Below are 18,371 nucleotides of genomic sequence, written 5' to 3'. Positions count from 1 at the left end.
CTGAGCGAGTTCGGCTCAATCCCCCCCGGAGCCGAACTCCCCGACGACCCCCGTCTCCCCCCGACGGGGGTCGTCCCTTTCCTCACTCCGGCTGATCGGGGGTGGGCGCGGCCCTCGTCGCCGGCCCCGGCACGTACGAATGGATGGGGCAAGGCCGACGCACAACGACCGCCGGACGACCGGAGCCCCGGTCGGAGCGAACAGGGCGACACCAGCTCGCCCGACCGGCCCGGAGAGGAGCGGACATGTCGACCGAGCCGGAGCCGGGCCTCGCGCCCGAGCACCTGCGGACCATCAGGTACCAGGGCGACCCGGTCATGTTGACGGTGGACGGACACGACTTCCGCGTTCGTGCCCGTGCCGAGAAGCCCGGCACCTACGACTTCGACTGGCTCACCGGGCCGCACGAGTACGGCTTCACGCTCTCCGGGCCCGCCGACCCGGCGATGGGCCGACCCGAGATGGAGCGGAACATCCGCGACTTCCTCGCCGAGATCGACCCCGCCACCGGGTACCTGGCGGAGTAGCTGGACCGGGCACGCAGCGGCCCGGCCTGGGCGGGACCGACGAGCTGCCGGGTCAGGGCAGGGCGGCCGGGAGGCCGAAGTGGCCGAAGACCCCCGGATCGAGGAACGAGGTGATCGCCGCGACGCGGTCGCCGCGCAGCGTCAGCACGTTGATCGACCAGGCGAGGTGCGTACCGGTGCCGTCGGCGTCGAGGTAGCTCGCCACGGCGGGCTGCCCGTTGGCGTGCGTGGGCAGGTGGCGCCACGTCCCGCACCCGGTCAGCGGCACCCGTACCGCGAAGTCGGTGACCGCCCGGATGCCCGCGTACCAGGCGGGTAGCGGCGGCATGGACCAGGTGACGTCCTCGGTCAGCAGGGCGACCAGGGCGTCCGCGTCGGCGTTCTCCAGCGCCGTGGCGTACCCGTCGACGATCTGCCGCAGCCGCGCGTCACCGATCTTCCGCAGCGTGTGCTGCTGGCTGGCCGGGCCGACCCGGTCCGCGACGAGTCGGCGGGCGCGCGCGAGCGCCGAGTTCACCGACGTGGTCGAGGTGTTCATCATGGTGGCGATCTCGGCGGCCGAGAAACCGAGCACCTCGAACAGCAGCAGCGCGGCCCGCTGGTTGCCCGGCAGGACCTGGAGGGCGGCGACGAAGGCGAGTTCGACGGACTCCCGCTGCTCGCAGCGCGCGTCCGGATGGGCCGGGCCGTCCGCCAGCTCTCGATCCGGGTACGGACCGAGCCAGGCGACCCGACCCAGCGGCGCGTCGCCGAGGACGGCGCGGTCGCTGGCCGGCCCGAGGTCCACCGGGAGAGCGCGTCGGCCCCGGGCGGCCACCGTGTCCAGGCAGACCCGGGTCACCACCGCGTACAGCCACGAGCGCAGCGAAGCGCGTCCCTCGAAACCGGCCAGCCCCCGCCAGGCGCGCAGCAGGGCGTCCTGGAGAGCGTCGTCGGCGTCGTGGGTCGAACCGAGCATCCGGTAGCAGTGGGCGTGCAGTTCCCGGCGCAGCGGCGCGACGAGGTGGTTGAACGCCTCGTCGTCACCGGCCCGCGCCCGCTCCAGGACCGGATCGGTCGGCAGGTCGTCGGACCGCTCCGGGGCCGGACGGGTCGGCACGTGCACGAGCTGGTCCGGGACGGTTCGAGAAATGTTCCCCACGAGCGACGATTCTGCCCCACGGCGGGAGTCACCCCTTCGACCGAACGATCCGCCCCGTACGACCGGAGGACCTGATGAACCGCACCGCGACCACTGCACCGACCGTCGGAACCCTGCGCGTCCCCGACGCCACCCTCTACTACGAGGTACGCGGGCGAGGGCCGCTGGTGGTGCTGGTCGGCGCGCCGATGGACGCCACGTCGTTCGCGCCGTTGGCCGATCTGCTCGCCGTCGACCACACCGTGCTCACCACCGACCCCCGGGGCATCCACCGCAGCCCGGTCGACGACCCTGACCGGGACTCGACGCCCGAGATGCGCGCCGACGACCTGTCCCGGCTGCTGGCGCACCTCGACGCCGGCCCGGCAGTGGTCCTCGGCTCCAGCGGCGGGGCGGTCACCGCGCTGGCGCTCGCGCAGGCCCACTCCGGAGCGGTGCACACCGTCGTCGCGCACGAGCCTCCCGTCGACGAGCTGCTCGACGACCGGGAGGAACTGCGGGTGCGTACCGAGGAGATGGTCGCCACGTACCTGGCCGGTGACCCGGTCGGCGCGTGGCGGCAGTTCCTGGCCGTGGCGAACATCCAGATGCCCGAGGAGGTGACCGAGGCGATGTTCGCCGGGGAGCGCGACCCGCAGGAGGTGGCGGACGAGCACTTCCAGTACGCGCACATGCTGATCCCGACCACCCGCTGGCAGCCCGACCTGGCGGCCCTGCGGGCCGGCGCGACCCGGATCGTGGTCGGCATCGGGGAGGAGTCCACCGGTCAGCTCTGCGACCGGACCTCGCGGGCGCTCGCCGCAGGGCTGGGCGTGGCGCCGACCATGTTCCCCGGCGACCACATCGGCTTCGTCGGCGATCCGGAGCGGTTCGCCGTCCGGCTGCGGGAGGTTCTGGCCGAGGGGTGAGGAACCCGTCGAGCGGGGCGGTGCACCGTGGCGGGTGTGGAGTGGTTGCAGGGGTCCCCTCCTACCGTTTTCTGCCGAGGAGGGGACCCCTGCAACCACCTGAAAACCCGGCCCGCACCGGAGAACGCCCCGATCTGCCACCCGACGGCGGCGGGGTGTTACCGGACGACGGCGCGGGCCGGTGCGGCGACCGGCTGGTAGACGGCCAACGCCCGGCCGTCGCCGTCGGTCACCACCCAGGGATGACCGACCTGGGTGTCCCGGCGCTGGGACTCGCCCGGCGACAACCGCTCGACGCGCACCCGGTACCCCCAGTGGTTCAGCCAGTAGACGGTCACCTGTCCGCTCCGCTGGTTGACGAACTCGACCGTCGTGTCCGTTCCGCCGTCGACGGAGCGGAGGCCACGCTCCTCCTCGGCGGGAAGCGGGGTCAGTTCCACGACGTCCGGCGTGGGGGAACGGGTCGGGGCGGAGGCGGGCCGGCCGCTCGCGGCGACGTGCCGGTCGCGGGACGGCGTCGGACTGCCCGGTGACGGGGAGGCGGAGGTCGGGGAGACGGTCGGGGAGGCGGTCGTGGCGGCCCGTGCGGGGGCTGCCGCCGGCCTCGGTGTCGTGCCGACGAAGGTGGGCAGCGGGAGCGCCGGCACCGACGGGTCGGCCACCGGCCGGGGTACGGGCTCGGTGGCGGTGCCGAGCGCCCAGACCACCGTGCCGATCACCACCCCCACCATCGCCGCCACCAGCGAGTACGCCAACCAGGACGAGCGGAACCGCCGTCCGCCGGTCTCCTGTGGCCCGGATGCTTCCGCACGAGTCATGGGTGGCCGATCTCCGCTCGGGTGCAGCCCCGGAAAGGCGGCACGAGTCCACGATTATCCAGACGTGATCTTTGCATGCGTCAATGGACCCCTCAGGGGCGGTCAATCGCGATCACGGCCGGGGGCTGCGGGGACAGACGATCCGACAGTCGTCCCCATAGCAGATCGACTTCCAGGACGGGCGCTGTCCACAGGCGCTCCGGTTGTCCACAGGTACGGCGGTCACACCAGCGGGAGGGGCACCTCTCGGCGCAGTCTCTCGGCAGCACCCCCGAGCCTGACTGCTGGAGGCCGCGATGCCACCCCGTACCGATGTCCGGCCGCGCCGACGACTTCCGCTGGTCGTCACCGCGGACGTCGACCTCCTCGACGACCTCCTCCGGCTCGCCGCCGCCGGCGGTACGGAGGTGGAGGTGGCCGCCGACCCGGCGGCGGCCCGGGCCCGGTGGTCGCCGGCACCGCTGGTGCTCGTCGGGGGCGACCAGGCACAACCGTGCCTGCGGGCCCGGTTGCCACGTCGGGCCCGGCTGGTGCTGGTCGGCCGCACGGGCGCGGCCGACCCCGGCTGGGAGGTCGCCGAGCTGATCGGCGCGGAACACGTCGCGACCCTGCCCACGGCGGAACCCTGGCTCGTCGACCGGTTCGCCGAGTGCGCGCCACAGCAGGACGCCGTGGCCCGGGTGGTCGCCGTGCTCGGCGGTCGGGGCGGGGCGGGCGCGAGTGTCCTTGCCGGTGGCCTGGCGGTCACCGCCGCCCGGGCCCGGCTCCGGACCCTCCTCGTCGACGCCGACCCGCTCGGCGGCGGGCTGGACCTGGTGCTCGGCTGGGAGCAACTGGAAGGGCTGCGTTGGCCCGCGCTCACCGACGCCGACGGTCGGGTCGACCCGCCCGCCCTGGTCCAGGCCCTGCCCAGCCGGGGTGACCTGGTGGTCCTCTCCGGGGACCGGGGCGACCCGCTGCCGCTACCCGCACCGGCGATGGCCGCCACGCTCGACGCCGCCCGCCGGGGCCGGGACATGGTCGTGGTCGACCTGCCCCGCCAACTCGACGACGCCGCCGTGCTCGCCCTCCAGGCCGCCGACCGGGTGTTCCTGGTGGTTCCCGCCGAACTGCGGGCCACCGCCGCCGCGGCCCAGGTGGTGACCTCGGCCGCGCCGCACTGCACCGACCTCGCGGTGATCGTACGGGGGCCCGCGCCGGGTCGGCTCAAGGCCGCCGAGGTGGCCCGGGCACTCGGCCTGCCGCTCGCCGGCACGCTGCGACCCGAGCCGGGCATACCCCGGGGCCTGGAACGGGGTGAGGCTCCGGCGGCGACCGGTCGTGGCCCGCTCGCCGTCCTCTGCCAGCGCATCGTCGCCGATCTGACCGGCCAGCAGGTGGAGGGCGCGGCATGAGGGACCATCCCCGTTCGTCGGACCGCCCGGCCACCGTCGTCGGTGAACTCTCCGCCCGGGTACGCCAGCGCTTCGCCGCCGAGGCCACCCCGGTCACCCCCGCCACGGTCGTCTCCGCGGTGCGCGCCGAGCCCGCTGCCGCCGTCCTCGGTGACACGGTGGTGCTGCGGATGGCCGACCGGGTGCACGACGACCTCGTCGGTGCCGGGCCACTCGGGCTGCTACTGGCGGATTCCCAGGTCACCGACGTTCTGGTCAACGGTACGCGGGTCTGGGTCGACCGGGGTGACGGCCTGCGGCAGGTGGCCGTCCCGGTCGGCACCGTGGACGACGTACGCCGGTTGGCGCAGCGCCTCGCGGCCGGCGCGGGCCGGCGACTCGACGACGGCTCCCCGTTCGCGGACGCCCGGCTCGCCGACGGCACCCGGTTGCACGCGGTCCTGCCTCCGGTGGCGACCAGTGGGCCCTACCTGTCGCTGCGGACGTTCCGGCAGCGTCCGTTCACCCTCGACGAGCTGGTGGACCACGGCACGGTGTCCCGGCCGGCGGCCCCGCTGCTGGCCGCCGTCGTGGCGGCCCGATTGGCGTACCTGGTCACCGGAGGCACCGGCTCCGGCAAGACCACCCTGCTCAACACGCTGCTCGGACTGGTGCCGACCACCGAACGGATCGTGCTGGTCGAGGACGCCGCCGAACTGCGTCCGGTGCATCCGCATGTCGTCGGGTTGCAGGCGCGGACCTCCAACGTGGAGGGATCGGGCGCGGTGAGCCTCGCCGACCTGGTGCGACAGGCGCTGCGGATGCGACCGGACCGGCTCGTGGTCGGGGAGTGCCGGGGCGGCGAGGTGGTCGACCTGCTCGCCGCCTTGAACACCGGCCACGACGGTGGGGCCGGGACCCTGCACGCCAACGCCCCGTCGGACGTACCGGCCCGGCTGGAGGCGCTCGGTCTGCTCGGCGGGCTGCCCCGCGCGGCCCTGCACGCCCAGGTGGCTGCCGCCCTCCAGGTGCTGCTCCAGATGCGGCGGGGGCGCAGCGGTCGCGTGCTGGAGTCGGTCTCGCTGCTCCTGCCCGACGGGCCGGACCGCCTGGTCACAGTCGTGCCCGCCTGGGTGCGCGGACGTGGTCCCGGGCCGGCGGCCCGCACTCTCGGCGTGCTGCTCCAGCAGCGCGGCGTGCCGGTGCCGCAGATCCTGTCCGAACCGTGGCCCGGCTCGTCGGGGACGTCGTCGTGAGCACTGCGGCCTGGCCGGTGGTGGTGCTGGTGCTCGTGGCCGCCGTTGTCATCGGCTGGCCGACGGGCACCGGGCGGTCCCGGTACCGTGCGCTGTTCCGGTCTCGGCGACACGTCACTCTGCCGGCCGACGGAAACACGACGGCCGACTCGGGACACGTCACCCACGTCCCAGGGTTCCGGCGGTCCGGCCCGTTGCGCGCCACCGGTCGGCGGACCCCGCCGGGGCCGCCCAACCGCCGCGATCCGTCCCGCCCGGCCGGCGTCCCCGTGGGGCGGGCCACCGATCCAGCCGCTGGGGGCGCCGGGAGCGGCCCGACCTCACCGGAGCTGGTCGTCGAAGCCGCCCGACAGGTCGACGGCGCCGGTGGCGGCTTCACCGGCCGCCGGGCGCTCTCGCGCAGGCGGAGCGTCATTCTGGCGGCCGGTGTCGGAGCGGCCGGCGGCGGGCTGCTCGCCGGGCCGGCGGCCGCCGTGGTGGCTGCCGCGTACGCCGCTCTCGGTGTGCGGGCCCTGCTCCGGCGTCGTGCGATCCGGACGGCGGAACGGCTCCGACGCCATCGGCTGGACCAGCTCGGTGCGCTCGCCGCCGACCTACGGGCCGGTCTGCCGGTCCCGACCACCCTCACCGACGAGCCCACCCTGCCGGTGCCCGGCCCGCCGGTCCCGGGCACCGTCGCCGACGGTCCCGCCGTCCCTGGCGGCACCGATCCGGCCGGCCGGCGGCAGCGCTCCGTCGCCGACACCGTCGGGCCGGTCGGCCCCGACCGGATCGACCGGCTGACCCGTGCGGCGATCCGCCTGGCAGACCGGACGGGTGCGCCGTTGGCCGAACTGGTGGAGCGGATCGAGGCCGACATGCGGGCGATGGACCGTGGCCTGGCCGCTGCGGCCGCCCAGGCCGCCGGGGCCCGGGCCACCGCCTGGCTGCTCGCCGCGTTGCCGCTCGGCGGCATCGCTCTCGGGTACGGCATCGGCGTCGACCCGGTCCGGGTGCTGCTGCACACCCCGGTCGGTGCCGGCTGCGCGGTCGCGGCCACCACCCTCCAGGTCGTTGGCCTGCTCTGGGCCGAACGGCTCGGCACCACCCCGGATGGGGCAGCCTGATGCGCGCCCTGCTCACGGTTCGGGCCGACGATCACGTCATCCTGGCTGTCGGCCTCACGGTGCCGGCCAGTGGTGCCACTGTCCCGACGGGCGGTGCCAACTCCGTCGGGGGTGCCACTGTCCCGACGGGTGGTTCCACCTCCGTCGGCGGTTCCACCGTGCTCGCTCCCGGCCCCGTGGCCGCCGCCGGTCCGGTCGGTGCCGGCAACGCGCCGCTCACCGCAGCCGGCCTCCTGCTCGTCGCGGCGCTGGTCGTCGCCGTGACACGCCCGCGTACCCACCGTCGGTCCGGCCGGGCACGCCCGTCGAATCCGGTGGTGAAGGCGACCTCCCGACGGCTGCCGGACGTCATCCGACTCAGCGCCGGCTTGGCCGGCGTCGCGGTCGTGGTGGTCGTCGGCGGGTGGGCCGGAGCGGCCGGGGGAGTGGTGGCCTCGGTGCTCCTCGACCGGTTGCTCCGGAAGATCGAGCCGCCTGCGGTCCGCAACCGGCGGCTCGTGGAGGTCGCCGACCTGCCGCTCGCCGCCGACCTCCTTTCGGCGGCGATGCGGGCCGGGGCACCCGTGGACCGGGCGGTCATCGCCGTGGCGGAAGCGCTCGGCGGGCCACTCGCCGACCGGCTCGGCCGGGTCGGCCGCACCCTCCTGCTGGGCGGAACACCGGAGGAGGCGTGGGCCCATCTCACCCCGGTGACCGGGGCGGACCGACTGATGACCGCCGCCGTCCGGTCGGCGCAGAGCGGAGCGGCGCTGTCCGGGGCCCTGAGCCGCCTCGCCGACGACCTGCGGACCGACCGGGCGGTGGCCGCCGAGGCGTCGGCCCGCCGGGCGGGTGTGTTGATCGTGCTGCCGTTGGGGCTCTGCTTCCTGCCGGCCTTCGTTCTCGCCGGCCTGGTGCCGGTGATCGTCGCCGTCCTCGGCGACGTGCTCTGACAACCATCGAGAAAGGACGCTCACCGTGCGCAAACTGAGGGCCCGCCTGCGCGGGGACGCCGGGATGAACACCGCCGAGTACGCCGTCGGAACCCTGGCCGCCGTCGCCTTCGCTGGCATCCTGCTGAAGGTCCTGACCAGCGGTAACGTGCAGTCGGCGTTGACTGCGGTGATCGACCGGGCGCTGAAGTGACCGGGCGCCGGCGGGCCGGCCGTGCCCGTGCCCCACTCGTCGCCACGTCACCGACCGGCGATGGTCGAGGAGCCGTCACCGAGGGGTCGGCCGGCGCTGACGGAGGATCTGTCGCCGGCGCTGACCGAGAGGCTCTCGTTGCGCAGGTGGCGACCGGTGGTGACCGGGGTTCGTTCACGGCTGAACTGGCGGCCGGCCTGCCGGCGCTGATGCTGCTGCTCCTGGCCGGGCTGACGGTGGTCAGCGCGGCGACCACGAAGGCCAGCTGTCTGGACGCGGCCCGGGAGGCGGCGCTCGCCGCCTCCCGGGGCGAGAGCGGGAGGGCGGCCGGCGTCCGGGTCGCCCCGGCCGGGGCCGACATCTCCGTCGAGATCGGTCAGGACCGGGTGACCGTGACGGTGCGGGCCCCGGTGCGGACGCTCGGCGCGAATCTGCCCCGGATCACGGTGGCGGCGACCGCCGTGGCCGCCGTCGAGCCCGGCGTTCCGCTCCCCGCGTCGTGACTTCCGTGTCGACGAGGGGTGGGCGGCTGATCCGCATGAGGAACGAGGTGACGGGGACGGCCGGACCAGCCGCCGGGCGGCACCCCTGCCGGGCGGACCGAGGTGGGGCGAGCGTACTGCTGCTCGCGGTGGGCCTGGTCCTTCTGCTGGTCGGGCTGTTCGGTGCGGCGGTGGGGGCGGCCCGTGCGGCTCGACAGCAGGCGCGGGTGGCGGCCGACTTCGCGGCCCTGTCCGGGGCGGGCATCAGCTTCCGGGGTGAGCGGGCCGCCTGCCGTCGGGCCGCCGAACTCGCCGCCGCCAACGGTGCCCGGTTGGCCAAGTGTCACCTGGACGGACTGGACGTCCAGGTGACGGTGGAGGTGGCGGTCGCCCCGCTCCCCGGGCTGCACCGGACGGCCGCCGTCACCTCCCGCGCCGGCCCGGTACGCGGCTGAGCCGGTACGCGGCTGAGCCGGAACGCGGCTGAGCTGGGACGCGGGCACGCCGGGAGCCGGGGCCCAGGACGACGTCAGGACACCAGGACGCCGGGACATCAGGGCACCAGACTGAAGGACATCAGGACATCAGGACATCAGGACATCAGGACAGCGGACGACCGGACCACCCAGGGGCGGGGTCAGCGGCCCTGGAGGGCGTCCAATCCGATGGCCATCGCGATGACGAGGCGACGGTCGATCTGCGGGTGGGCCACCTCGACGGTGTACCGGTCGCGCAGCCCCCACTGCTTGATCACCGAGAAGACCGGCTGGCCGCCGGCGGTGAAGTCGAAGTGGTAGGGCAACCAGGAGAGCGACTCGACGAAGCGCCGCAGCAGGGCCACCGGCATGCTGCGTTCCTGGCCTGTCGTCGGGGGCAGGCCGGGCTGCTCGACGTGCCAGGTGGAGCGCAGCAGCGACTGGGCGAAGTCCTTGCGGAACAGCCCGATCGGGTTGCCGAGGTGGTCGGTGACGTCGTACGTGGCCCCGACGTCGAGCCGCTGCCGGGCCTTGAAGCCGAGCAGGGGCTGCTGCTTGCTGTCGTCGGTGTAGATGGTCACCTGCTCCTTGAAGGCGAGTCGCTTCTGCTGCGCAAAGGCGAGCAGCCCGCCCTCCGAGCCGTCCGGCGCGACCGCGTGGACCTCGTACTGGTTGACCATGAACCGCAGACGTTGCCGAATGTGGAACCGCTGCTGGGCCTGAAGCTGGTTGAGCTGCATGAAGGTTCCTTCCGTCCGATGCGCCCGACTCTCGCACACCTCTTACCCACCGGCACAGTCGATCATCGGATCGGTGCCGCGACTGATCGGCGCCGCGACGCCGCGATGGCACGCCACGTCACGGCCGGTGCTCCGCAGCGGGAGCAGGAGTCATCGGGAGTCGGTGGTGGCGCGCAGGGCCCAGCTGTTGAGGACCTGGTGGATGGCGCGCAGTCGCTCGTTGATCTGTTCCAGCCGTTCGGCCTGGGCGAGTTGGGCCAGCGCCGCGCCGAGGGCGATCTGCTGGTCGCGGGTCAGGTTCTCCTGGTCGACCGTGTAGAGCAGGTCGACGGTCTCGGCGATGGTGTCGGCCACGACTCCTCCTCGGATGCATGGAAGCGCTCCCAGGGCAGATGCCCCGAACGGGGGTGATCTATTCCTGCGTTCCGTCGGGCAGGTTGGCCAGCACCACGTCGAGGATCCGCACCGCGTCCGCCCGGCTGAGCGGGTTGTTGCCGTTGCCGCACTTCGGGGACTGCACGCAGGACGGGCATCCGGTCTCGCAGCCGCACTCGACGATCGCGTCCCGGGTCGCCCGCAGCCACGCCGCCGCCGTTCCGTACGCCCGCTCGGCGAACCCCGCCCCGCCCGGATGGCCGTCGTACACGAAGACCGTGGGGGCCCCGGTGTCCGCGTGCAGCGCGGTGGAGAGGCCGCCGATGTCCCACCGGTCGCAGGTCGCCACCAGCGGCAGCAGGCCGATCGCGGCGTGTTCGGCGGCGTGCAGCCCGCCCGGTACGTCGGCCGGCTCCACCCCCGCCCCGGTCAGCGCCTCCGGCGTGACGGTGAACCAGACCGCGACCGTCCGCAGCTCCCGGGCCGGCAGGTCCAGCGGGCGGGTGTCGATCACCTCGCCGGAGGAGAGCCGCCGCCGCTGGTACGAGACGACCTGGCTGGTCACGTCCACCTCGCCGAGGAACAACCGGACCGGACCGGCGTCGACGGACGAGCGGACCGACACCACCGACAGCGAGGTGACGTCCCGGGCGTGGGTGGACCAGTCCGGCTCCTCGGTGTGCACCAGCGCGCAGCCGTCGGCCAGGTCCAGTTGGTCCACCACGTACGAGACGCCCTGGTGCAGGTAGACCGCGCCGGGGTGGACCAGGAAGTGCGACGATCCGCCGTCGACCGTGCCGAGCAGGCGTCCGGTCGCCGACTCCACCACGCAGACCGGGGCGCCTCCCTCGCCGCGCAGGTCGACCTCCGGCCGTTCCCGGTGCCGCCAGTACCAGCCGGTCGGCCGTTGCCGTAGCGCCTCCGCCGCGACCAGCGCGTCCACCGCCTCCTTCGCCCCGTCGCCGAAGAGTTCCAGGTCGTCGGCGGTCAGCGGGGCCTCCGCCGCCGCGCAGGCCAGTTGCGGGGCGAGTACGTACGGGTTGGCCGGATCGAGCACGGTCGCCTCGACCGGTGCCCCGAACAGCGCCTCCGGGTGGTGCACCAGGTAGGTGTCGAGCGGGTCGTCCCGGGCCACCAGCACGGCCAGCGCCTCGCCGCCGGAGCGTCCCGCCCGACCGGCCTGCTGCCAGAGCGAGGCCCGGGTGCCCGGGTAACCGCAGATCAGCACCGCGTCCAGCCCGACCAGGTCGACCCCGAGTTCCAGCGCGTTGGTCGAGGCCAGCCCGAGCAGGTCGCCGTCGAGCAGTGCCCGCTCCAACTCGCGCCGCTCCTCTCGCAGGTAGCCGGCCCGGTAGGCGGCCACCCGCGCGCCGAGCCCCGGCACCGCCTCGTCGAGGGCGCGGCGGGCGGTGCTCGCCACCACCTCGGCACCCCGCCGCGACCGGACGAACGCGAGGGTGCGTACCCCCTCGGCGACCGTGTCGGCGAGCAGGTCGGCCGTCTCGCGCAGGGCCGACCGGCGCGTCGGCGTCAGGTCCTGCGCCGCGTCGTCGGCGGTGGCGGGCAGCAGCGGCGGCTCCCAGAGGGCGAAGGTCACCCCGCCGCGCGGCGAGGTGTCCTCGGTCACCGCGGCCACCGGCAGCCCGGTGAGCCGTCCGGCCGCCGTCGCCGGGTCACCGGAGGTCGCCGAGGCCAGTACGAACGTCGGCGTGGCCCGGAACCGGGCACACTGCCGGCGCAGCCGGCGCAGCACGTGGGCGACGTGCGAACCGAAGACGCCCCGGTAGGTGTGGCACTCGTCGACGATCACGTACGTCAGCCGGCGCAGGAAGCCGGACCAGTGCGCGTGCCCGGGAAGGATCCCGTGGTGCAGCATGTCCGGGTTGGTCAGCACGAACCGGGAGTGCCGGCGAATCCACTCCCGCTCGGCGCGCGGGGTGTCCCCGTCGTAGCAGGCGGGGCGTACCCCGGCCAGCTCCAGCCCGGCGACGGCACGGAACTGGTCGGCGGCGAGCGCCTTGGTCGGCGCGAGGTAGAGCACGGTGGCCCGGGGGTCGGCCAGCAGCGTGGCCAGCGCGGGGAGCTGGTAGGCCAGGGACTTGCCGGACGCGGTGCCGGTGGCGACCACCACGTGCTGACCGTCGTACGCCAGGCTCGCCGCCTCGGCCTGGTGCCGCCACGGCGCGACCACGCCCCGACCCTCGAACGCCGCGCGCAGTTCCGGGGTGGCCCACTCCGGCCACGGCACCGGCACCCCGGGCCGGGACGGCACACGTTCGACGTGGGTGACCGGGTCGGCGACGCTCCGGGCGCGCAACCGGCGCAGCAGCTCGGCCGGGGAACGCCCGGGACCGGAGCCGGTCGACACGGTGGCGGCGGTGGTCACCATGGCACTCTCGCACCGGGGACCGGCTTTCGACCACCCGGGCCCGGGGTAAGGAGGTGCCCGCCACCGGTGACCTGCTCGGCGCGGCGGCGGAGATGGTTAGATGCCCAGGAGAGTTTGCGGCTCTTGCGAGGGAGGACCGATGGAGCTGTCGCTGGCGACCCACGGCGAGGGCGAGCACACGGTGCTCGAGGTCGGCGGTGAGGTCGACGTCTACACCGCCCCCCGCCTGCGTGAGCGGCTCATCGAGCTGATCGACGGTGGTGCCCGCAAGGTCGTGGTCGACCTGGGCCGGGTCGACTTCCTGGACTCCACCGGTCTGGGGGTGCTGGTCGGCGCGCTGAAGCGGCTCCGGTCGGTCGGTGGCACCTTCGCCCTGGTCTGCGACAAGGAGCCGCTGCTCAAGATTTTCCGGATCACCGCGCTGGACCAGGTCTTCCCGCTCCACCCGACGGTCGCCGCGGCGATCGCCGCCGACCCGTCCGCCCCGGGGGCGTGATGGCGACGGTCCGGCTCTCCTTCTCGCCCGCGCCGGTCCACGTCCGTACCGCCCGCCTGGTGGGGGTGGCGGTCGCCCGACGGGCCGGCGTACGCGAGGACCTGCTGGACGAGGTACGGCTCGCCATCGGCGAGGCGTGCACCCGGGCGGTCGCGCTGCACCGGCAGTACGACATCCCCGCCCCGGTGCTGGTGGAGATGTCGGACGGCGGGGCGTACGCGGTGCGGGTGGTCGACCGCGCCCCGATCGAGGCCGGTCTCGGGTTGGCCGCGCTGGACGCCGACCAGTTGGCGAACGAGTCGCTGACCGACGAGGCGCTGACCACCGGGGTGGGCTTCGCCCTGCTCGCCGGTTTCGTCGAGGACCTCCAGGTGCGGCCGGTCGACGAGGGGATCGGCACCGAGGTGCGGATGGTCTGGCCCGTCGGCCGCTGACCGAAGGCCCCGACGCCCCGACGAACAGCAGCCAACCGGAGGCCGAGGAACGACAGCCGGCCGAAGCCCGACGAAGAACAGACAACCGAAGGTCGTGTCCCCTGCCGGGGGCACGACCTTCTTGTCGTGACGCCCGCCTATATCAGATTTCCTCACATATCACAGCGACGAAGATCATCCACATGAGGCGTACCCTCGGTGTGACCTCCGACACTGGATAGGGCTACAGTACGCGGGTTGTCAGCAAGTGTCCCGCCCGTCACCAGCGGCTATAGCTGATCTTCGCTGTCCGCGTCCCGGTGGTGGGCTGGCTCCGCTTGCGAGTCCGCATCCAGGCGTCCGGTCGGTACGTCCCATCGACCGGCGCGAGTGTTCGGTACAGGAGGACACAGATGTCCGGGATCTTGGCCGCCGACGGCGGCGAGCTCTCCCTTACCGGCGCCAACGTGTCGTACGTCGTCATCGCCGCGGTCATCGCGCTGGTGGCGCTCGTCTTCGCCGCCGCCTTGACCAAGGCGGTACTGGCAGCCGGTAAGGGCACCACCAACATGCAGGAGATCTCCGGGGCGGTGCAGGAGGGCGCCTCGGCCTATCTGCTCCGGCAGTTCAGAACACTCGCGGTGTTCGTGGTCATCGCCGTCGTACTGCTCTTCCTGCTACCGGTGCACGACACCGACGGCAGCGAGACCGCGGTGAAGATCGGCCGGTCGGCCTTCTTCGTCGTGGGCGCGGGGTTCAGCGCCTTCATCGGCGGGGCCGGGATGTGGCTCGCCACCCGCGCCAACCTGCGGGTCGCCGCCGCGGCCCGGGAGCGGCAGGGCGGTCGCGAGGCGGCGATGAAGATCGCCTTCCGCACCGGTGGTGTGGTCGGCTTCCTCACCGTCGGCCTCGGCCTCTTCGGCGCCGCGCTGGTCGTCCTCGTCTACCGGGGCGATGCGCCGACCGTGCTGGAGGGCTTCGGCTTCGGCGCCGCGCTGCTGGCCATGTTCATGCGGGTCGGCGGCGGCATCTTCACCAAGGCCGCCGACGTCGGCGCGGACCTGGTCGGCAAGGTCGAGCAGGGCATCCCCGAGGACGACCCGCGCAACGCGGCCACCATCGCCGACAACGTGGGCGACAACGTCGGCGACTGCGCCGGCATGGCCGCCGACCTGTTCGAGTCGTACGCGGTCACCCTGGTCGCCGCGCTGATCCTCGGCCGGGCCGCGTTCGGCGAGGAGGGCCTGGTCTTCCCGCTGATCATCTCCACCATCGGCGTGCTCGTCGCGATCATCGGCGTCTTCATCACCCGGCTGCGCGCCTCGGACCGTTCCGGCCTGACCGCGATCAACCGGGCCTTCTACCTCTCCGCCGTGATCTCGGCGGTGCTGGTGGCGATCGCCGCCTTCGCGTACCTCCCGGCGAGCTTCGCCGACCTGGAGGGTGGTCTCACCGACGCCGACCAGAACCCGCGTCTGGTCGCCATCGGCGCGGTGGTCATCGGTATCGTGCTTGCCGCCGCCATCCAGGCGCTGACCGGCTACTTCACCGAGACCGACAAGCGCCCGGTGCAGGACATCGGCCGCAGCTCGCAGACCGGCCCGGCCACCGTCATCCTCGCCGGTATCAGCGTCGGCCTGGAGTCGGCGGTCTACTCGGCGCTGCTCATCGGTGCCGGCGTCTTCGGCGCCTTCCTGCTCGGCGGCAGCTCCATCACCCTCTCGCTGTTCGCGGTCGCGCTGGCCGGCACCGGCCTGCTCACCACCGTCGGCGTCATCGTGGCCATGGACACCTTCGGCCCGATCTCCGACAACGCGCAGGGTGTGGCCGAGATGTCCGGCGACATCGACGAGCACGGTGCGCGGACCCTCACCGAGCTGGACGCGGTCGGCAACACCACCAAGGCGATCACCAAGGGCATCGCCATCGCCACGGCGGTGCTCGCGGCCACCGCGCTGTTCGGCTCGTACACCGACACCCTGCGCACCGCGTACTCCGACGCCGGGGTGGGCGACGTCGGCGCGGAGATCCTGAACGCGCTCAACGTGGCCAATCCGCGCAACCTGGTCGGCCTGATCATCGGCGCGGCGGTGGTCTTCCTCTTCTCCGGTCTGGCCATCAACGCCGTCTCCCGGTCGGCCGGCGCGGTGGTGATGGAGGTCCGTCGGCAGTTCCGCGAGCTGCCCGGGATCATGGACCGCACCCAGCGTCCGGAGTACGGCAAGGTCGTCGACATCTGCACCCGGGACGCGCAGCGCGAGCTGATGACCCCCGGCCTGCTCGCCATCATGGCCCCGATCGCGGTCGGGTTCGGCCTCGGGCCGGGCGCGCTCGCGTCGTACCTGGCCGGGGCGATCGGCGCCGGCACGCTGATGGCGGTCTTCCTGTCCAACTCCGGTGGTGCCTGGGACAACGCCAAGAAGATGGTCGAGGACGGCGCGTTCGGTGGCAAGGGCTCCGAGTCGCACTCCGCCACCGTGATCGGCGACACCGTCGGTGACCCGTTCAAGGACACCGCCGGCCCGGCGATCAACCCGTTGATCAAGGTGATGAACCTGGTCTCGCTGCTGATCGCCCCGGCCGTGGTGGCCTGGAGCATCGGCGACGACCGGAACACCCCGCTGCGGGTGACCATCGCGGTCGTGGCGACGCTGGTCATCGTCGCGGCGGTGGTGTTCAGCAAGCGCAAGGGCGTGACGATGTCCGACGCCGACGGAGGCTCGGGCGGCACCGCCTCCGGCAGCCCGGACCAGCGTCCGGAAGCGGTCCGCGCCTGAGTCGCGCCCGGTTCCCCGGTCGGCACGTCGCCGACCGGGGAGCCGGGCCGTCCCGTCGACGACCGGGATCCGGTGGTCGACGACGAGCGGGGTATGGCGGTGGGTCGATCACCGGACCCGGCGGTCGCGTCGGTCGGGCGACCGGAGCCGGTCCGTCGTCGGGCGGCTCAGGGGCCGCTCGAGCCCCGGTCGGCATCGACGGGTGGGTGGCGCATCACGGCGGAGGCCGTACGCTGCAACGCATGCGTACGTGCCGGGCGGCAACCGCCGGAAAGCTCACGGTGGTCCTGGCCACGATCGTCCTCGTGGCCGGTGCGTGCGGTGCCGGTCCGACGCCCCGGGTCTGGGCCGCGACGGTCTGCGAGGCCCTCACCCCCTGGCGCGCTGAGATCAACAAACTCACCAGCAGCACCCAGCAGCAGATGACCGCGCAGACCACCCCCGCGCAGGCCAGGGAGAACCTGGTCCGCCTCTTCGCCGGGGCCGAGGAGGCCAGCGAGACCGCCCGCCGCGAGGTCGAGGCGGCCGGCGTGCCGGACACCGAGCACGGCGAGCAGGTCTCGGCCGGTTTCCTCGACTCGCTGGAGAAGGTCCGGGACGCCTACGGCCGGGCGCGGAAGAGCATCGCAGGGCTGGGCACCGGCCAGCCGGCCGCGTTCTACGACGGGGTACGGGCCGCCGTGGACACCCTCAACAAGGAGTACGACGCGAGCGCGCTGGACACCAGCAAACTCAACTCGGAAGAACTCAAACAGGCCTTCGACGAGGTCCCGGAGTGTCGCTGACGCCGCCATCCGACGCGCCGGCCGGTCCCGGTCCGGTCCGGCAGCTCTCCCTGTTCGGTACGGAGGCGGCCGACCCGTCTCCCGCCGACCTGGCCGGGCTGCTCGCCGGGCCGGCCCAGATCGTGCGGATGGGTGGCACCGCCCGGCTGTCGGTCGTGGTGGACGTGGCATGGCGGGTGCACGTGCTCGTCGCCGAGCTGGCCCGGCGTGGGCTGAACGCGAGCTGGGAGGCGACCGGGGACCGGCACCGCGTCCGTACCTCGTACACGAGTGCCCTGGCCCCGCTCGCGGCGGCCTGGCTCCCCGACGGCCCGGTGGCCGACGAGCCGCCGCCGGGCACCCCGGCACCCCGCGCCGCGACGGCGGACGGGGACGACCGAGCGGGCGGCCGACCGGACGGGGACGACCGAACAGGCAGGCGACCGGACGGGGACGACCACGCGGGCAGCGGACCGGACGCGGATCACCGGGCAGGCGGGCGACCGGACGGGGACGACCGGGTGGCGGGTCCACCGGCTGCTGCGGAGGATCCGGTGCGCAAGCGGCCTCCCGCCACCTTCCATCTCAACGGCCGTCGGCTCCGGCTCTGGCTGGCCGCGGCGGGGGTCGCCGAACCGTCCGGCTTCCGGCTGCACCTCGGCCCGGCCGACGAGCCCTGCTGGGAGACGGTCGGCCGGGCGCTGGCCGCCGTCGGACTTCCCGCGACGTTCCTCGACGCCGGAGCGGAGGGACCGGCCTACCGGATCAGCGGGCGGCGACGCCTGGCCCGGCTGGCCGAGCTGGTCGGTGACCGACCGGTGGCCGCACCGGTGACGGGATGGCCGTCCGGCCCGACCCAGTTCCGGTGACTCATAGTAGCGACGCGCCCGCAGAAAGTGCGAACCGGACCGGGTGCCGTCGCGCGCCGTGCCGTCCGAACGATCTTGCCCCGGCGTCCCACGCATGGCCTGGCCTGCTGTCGGGTAGGGGACAGCGGGTGGTCGGACGGCCTCCCCGGGTGATCCCGCACGGCGTCGGTCCCGGGCCGACGTTCGACACAGTGGCCCGCCCGAGGGCGGATCCGCGGTGTACGGTGACGCCGTCCGGCACATACGTCCGCGCCGCGTCGGGGGGCGACCGCCGCTGTCGGGTGGCTTCGCCGCCCACGAAACCCCGACCGCGGGCAGCGCGTTACGTTGGACATC

Annotated in this window: 18 protein-coding genes and 2 pseudogenes; 15 read left to right on the top strand and 5 right to left on the bottom strand. The window is 73.8% G+C overall.

The window, feature by feature from the left end:
• Positions 1 to 245: 245 nt before the first annotated feature.
• Positions 246 to 527: a hypothetical protein gene (locus QSK20_RS28850; protein ID WP_285791762.1), complete on the top strand. Its 282-nt coding sequence runs from the start codon at positions 246 to 248 to the stop codon at positions 525 to 527.
• Positions 528 to 579: 52 nt separating this feature from the next.
• Here the strand turns inward: QSK20_RS28850 and QSK20_RS28845 are convergent, their stop codons facing one another.
• Positions 580 to 1,668 (bottom strand): sigma-70 family RNA polymerase sigma factor, encoded by a 1,089-nt coding sequence (locus QSK20_RS28845; RefSeq protein ID WP_352232327.1) that lies wholly within the window; start codon positions 1,666 to 1,668, stop codon positions 580 to 582.
• Between the two features lie 74 nt (positions 1,669 to 1,742).
• On the opposite strand from QSK20_RS28845, the gene QSK20_RS28840 reads away from it, so the two are divergent.
• A complete protein-coding gene (locus QSK20_RS28840) occupies positions 1,743 to 2,576 on the top strand; it encodes an alpha/beta fold hydrolase (protein ID WP_285791761.1) in 834 nt (277 codons plus the stop codon).
• 158 nt (positions 2,577 to 2,734) lie between these two features.
• On the opposite strand, the gene QSK20_RS28835 is transcribed toward QSK20_RS28840, so the two are convergent.
• A complete protein-coding gene (locus QSK20_RS28835; protein ID WP_285791760.1) occupies positions 2,735 to 3,394 on the bottom strand; it encodes a VHL beta domain-containing protein in 660 nt (219 codons plus the stop codon).
• Positions 3,395 to 3,690: 296 nt separating this feature from the next.
• On the opposite strand from QSK20_RS28835, the gene ssd reads away from it, so the two are divergent.
• From ssd to QSK20_RS28800, 7 genes are all read left to right on the top strand, one after another.
• On the top strand, positions 3,691 to 4,788 hold the full coding sequence (gene ssd, locus QSK20_RS28830) for a septum site-determining protein Ssd (RefSeq protein ID WP_285791759.1): 1,098 nt from the start codon (positions 3,691 to 3,693) through the stop codon (positions 4,786 to 4,788).
• The gene (locus tag QSK20_RS28825; protein ID WP_285791758.1) at positions 4,785 to 6,023 is read left to right on the top strand and encodes a TadA family conjugal transfer-associated ATPase; all 1,239 of its coding nucleotides are present in this window, start codon (positions 4,785 to 4,787) and stop codon (positions 6,021 to 6,023) included. Before ssd ends, QSK20_RS28825 begins: the two co-directional genes overlap by 4 nt.
• A complete protein-coding gene (locus tag QSK20_RS28820) occupies positions 6,020 to 7,129 on the top strand; it encodes a type II secretion system F family protein (RefSeq protein ID WP_502889050.1) in 1,110 nt (369 codons plus the stop codon). The genes QSK20_RS28825 and QSK20_RS28820 overlap by 4 nt, the downstream gene beginning before the upstream one ends.
• Before the next feature lie 314 nt (positions 7,130 to 7,443).
• Positions 7,444 to 8,061: a type II secretion system F family protein gene (locus QSK20_RS28815; RefSeq protein WP_285791806.1), complete on the top strand. Its 618-nt coding sequence runs from the start codon at positions 7,444 to 7,446 to the stop codon at positions 8,059 to 8,061.
• Between the two features lie 25 nt (positions 8,062 to 8,086).
• Positions 8,087 to 8,254: a DUF4244 domain-containing protein gene (locus QSK20_RS28810; protein ID WP_285791757.1), complete on the top strand. Its 168-nt coding sequence runs from the start codon at positions 8,087 to 8,089 to the stop codon at positions 8,252 to 8,254.
• Between the two features lie 146 nt (positions 8,255 to 8,400).
• Entirely contained in the window at positions 8,401 to 8,757 is a 357-nt protein-coding gene (locus QSK20_RS28805) for a TadE family type IV pilus minor pilin (RefSeq protein WP_285791756.1), read from the top strand.
• A gap of 35 nt (positions 8,758 to 8,792) precedes the next feature.
• Positions 8,793 to 9,191 (top strand): Rv3654c family TadE-like protein, encoded by a 399-nt coding sequence (locus QSK20_RS28800; protein WP_285791755.1) that lies wholly within the window; start codon positions 8,793 to 8,795, stop codon positions 9,189 to 9,191.
• 182 nt (positions 9,192 to 9,373) lie between these two features.
• On the opposite strand, the gene QSK20_RS28795 is transcribed toward QSK20_RS28800, so the two are convergent.
• The 3 genes from QSK20_RS28795 to QSK20_RS28785 form a co-directional block, all read right to left on the bottom strand.
• A complete protein-coding gene (locus tag QSK20_RS28795; RefSeq protein WP_285791754.1) occupies positions 9,374 to 9,952 on the bottom strand; it encodes an LURP-one-related family protein in 579 nt (192 codons plus the stop codon).
• A 150-nt stretch (positions 9,953 to 10,102) separates the two neighbouring features.
• Complete coding sequence (locus tag QSK20_RS28790) at positions 10,103 to 10,306, bottom strand: hypothetical protein (RefSeq protein ID WP_285791753.1); 204 nt, start codon at positions 10,304 to 10,306, stop codon at positions 10,103 to 10,105.
• 58 nt (positions 10,307 to 10,364) lie between these two features.
• On the bottom strand, positions 10,365 to 12,716 hold the full coding sequence (locus QSK20_RS28785; protein WP_285791752.1) for a DEAD/DEAH box helicase: 2,352 nt from the start codon (positions 12,714 to 12,716) through the stop codon (positions 10,365 to 10,367).
• A 139-nt stretch (positions 12,717 to 12,855) separates the two neighbouring features.
• Here QSK20_RS28785 and QSK20_RS28780 point away from each other — a divergent pair, with 139 nt between their 5' ends.
• The 6 genes and pseudogenes from QSK20_RS28780 to QSK20_RS32300 form a co-directional block, all read left to right on the top strand.
• The gene (locus QSK20_RS28780) at positions 12,856 to 13,212 is read left to right on the top strand and encodes an STAS domain-containing protein (protein ID WP_091647426.1); all 357 of its coding nucleotides are present in this window, start codon (positions 12,856 to 12,858) and stop codon (positions 13,210 to 13,212) included.
• Positions 13,212 to 13,646, top strand: a complete 435-nt coding sequence (locus tag QSK20_RS28775; RefSeq protein WP_186542807.1) for an ATP-binding protein — start codon at positions 13,212 to 13,214, stop codon at positions 13,644 to 13,646. The genes QSK20_RS28780 and QSK20_RS28775 overlap by 1 nt, the downstream gene beginning before the upstream one ends.
• Positions 13,647 to 14,038: 392 nt before the next feature.
• Positions 14,039 to 16,402 (top strand): sodium-translocating pyrophosphatase, encoded by a 2,364-nt coding sequence (locus QSK20_RS28770; protein WP_285791751.1) that lies wholly within the window; start codon positions 14,039 to 14,041, stop codon positions 16,400 to 16,402.
• Between the two features lie 242 nt (positions 16,403 to 16,644).
• Positions 16,645 to 17,187 (top strand): hypothetical protein, encoded by a 543-nt coding sequence (locus QSK20_RS28765; protein WP_285791750.1) that lies wholly within the window; start codon positions 16,645 to 16,647, stop codon positions 17,185 to 17,187.
• Positions 17,178 to 17,525, top strand: a pseudogene (locus QSK20_RS28760) (hypothetical protein); the annotation flags it as partial. The gene QSK20_RS28765 and the pseudogene QSK20_RS28760, both read left to right, overlap by 10 nt.
• Before the next feature lie 219 nt (positions 17,526 to 17,744).
• Positions 17,745 to 18,035: pseudogene (locus tag QSK20_RS32300) on the top strand (hypothetical protein); the annotation flags it as partial.
• Positions 18,036 to 18,371 lie beyond the last annotated feature (336 nt).

Source organism: Micromonospora sp. NBRC 101691 (genome assembly GCF_030269285.1).
In the GTDB taxonomy this organism is placed as follows: Bacteria; Actinomycetota; Actinomycetes; order Mycobacteriales; family Micromonosporaceae; genus Micromonospora; species Micromonospora echinospora.
Note: the sequence above shows the minus strand (reverse complement) of the source record. Positions and strands in the feature narration are given on the sequence as shown.

Bases quoted from the DNA above. Each gene is read 5' to 3' on its own strand.
- QSK20_RS28785 (WP_285791752.1), bottom strand. From the start codon at position 12,716: ATGGTGACCACCGCCGCCACCGTGTCGACCGGCTCCGGTCCCGGGCGT.
- QSK20_RS28770 (WP_285791751.1), top strand. From the start codon at position 14,039: ATGTCCGGGATCTTGGCCGCCGACGGCGGCGAGCTCTCCCTTACCGGC.
- QSK20_RS28850 (WP_285791762.1), top strand. From the start codon at position 246: ATGTCGACCGAGCCGGAGCCGGGCCTCGCGCCCGAGCACCTGCGGACC.
- QSK20_RS28765 (WP_285791750.1), top strand. From the start codon at position 16,645: ATGCGTACGTGCCGGGCGGCAACCGCCGGAAAGCTCACGGTGGTCCTG.
- QSK20_RS28795 (WP_285791754.1), bottom strand. From the start codon at position 9,952: ATGCAGCTCAACCAGCTTCAGGCCCAGCAGCGGTTCCACATTCGGCAA.
- QSK20_RS28835 (WP_285791760.1), bottom strand. From the start codon at position 3,394: ATGACTCGTGCGGAAGCATCCGGGCCACAGGAGACCGGCGGACGGCGG.
- QSK20_RS28775 (WP_186542807.1), top strand. From the start codon at position 13,212: ATGGCGACGGTCCGGCTCTCCTTCTCGCCCGCGCCGGTCCACGTCCGT.
- QSK20_RS28840 (WP_285791761.1), top strand. From the start codon at position 1,743: ATGAACCGCACCGCGACCACTGCACCGACCGTCGGAACCCTGCGCGTC.
- QSK20_RS28780 (WP_091647426.1), top strand. From the start codon at position 12,856: ATGGAGCTGTCGCTGGCGACCCACGGCGAGGGCGAGCACACGGTGCTC.
- QSK20_RS28800 (WP_285791755.1), top strand. From the start codon at position 8,793: ATGAGGAACGAGGTGACGGGGACGGCCGGACCAGCCGCCGGGCGGCAC.
- QSK20_RS28825 (WP_285791758.1), top strand. From the start codon at position 4,785: ATGAGGGACCATCCCCGTTCGTCGGACCGCCCGGCCACCGTCGTCGGT.
- ssd (WP_285791759.1), top strand. From the start codon at position 3,691: ATGCCACCCCGTACCGATGTCCGGCCGCGCCGACGACTTCCGCTGGTC.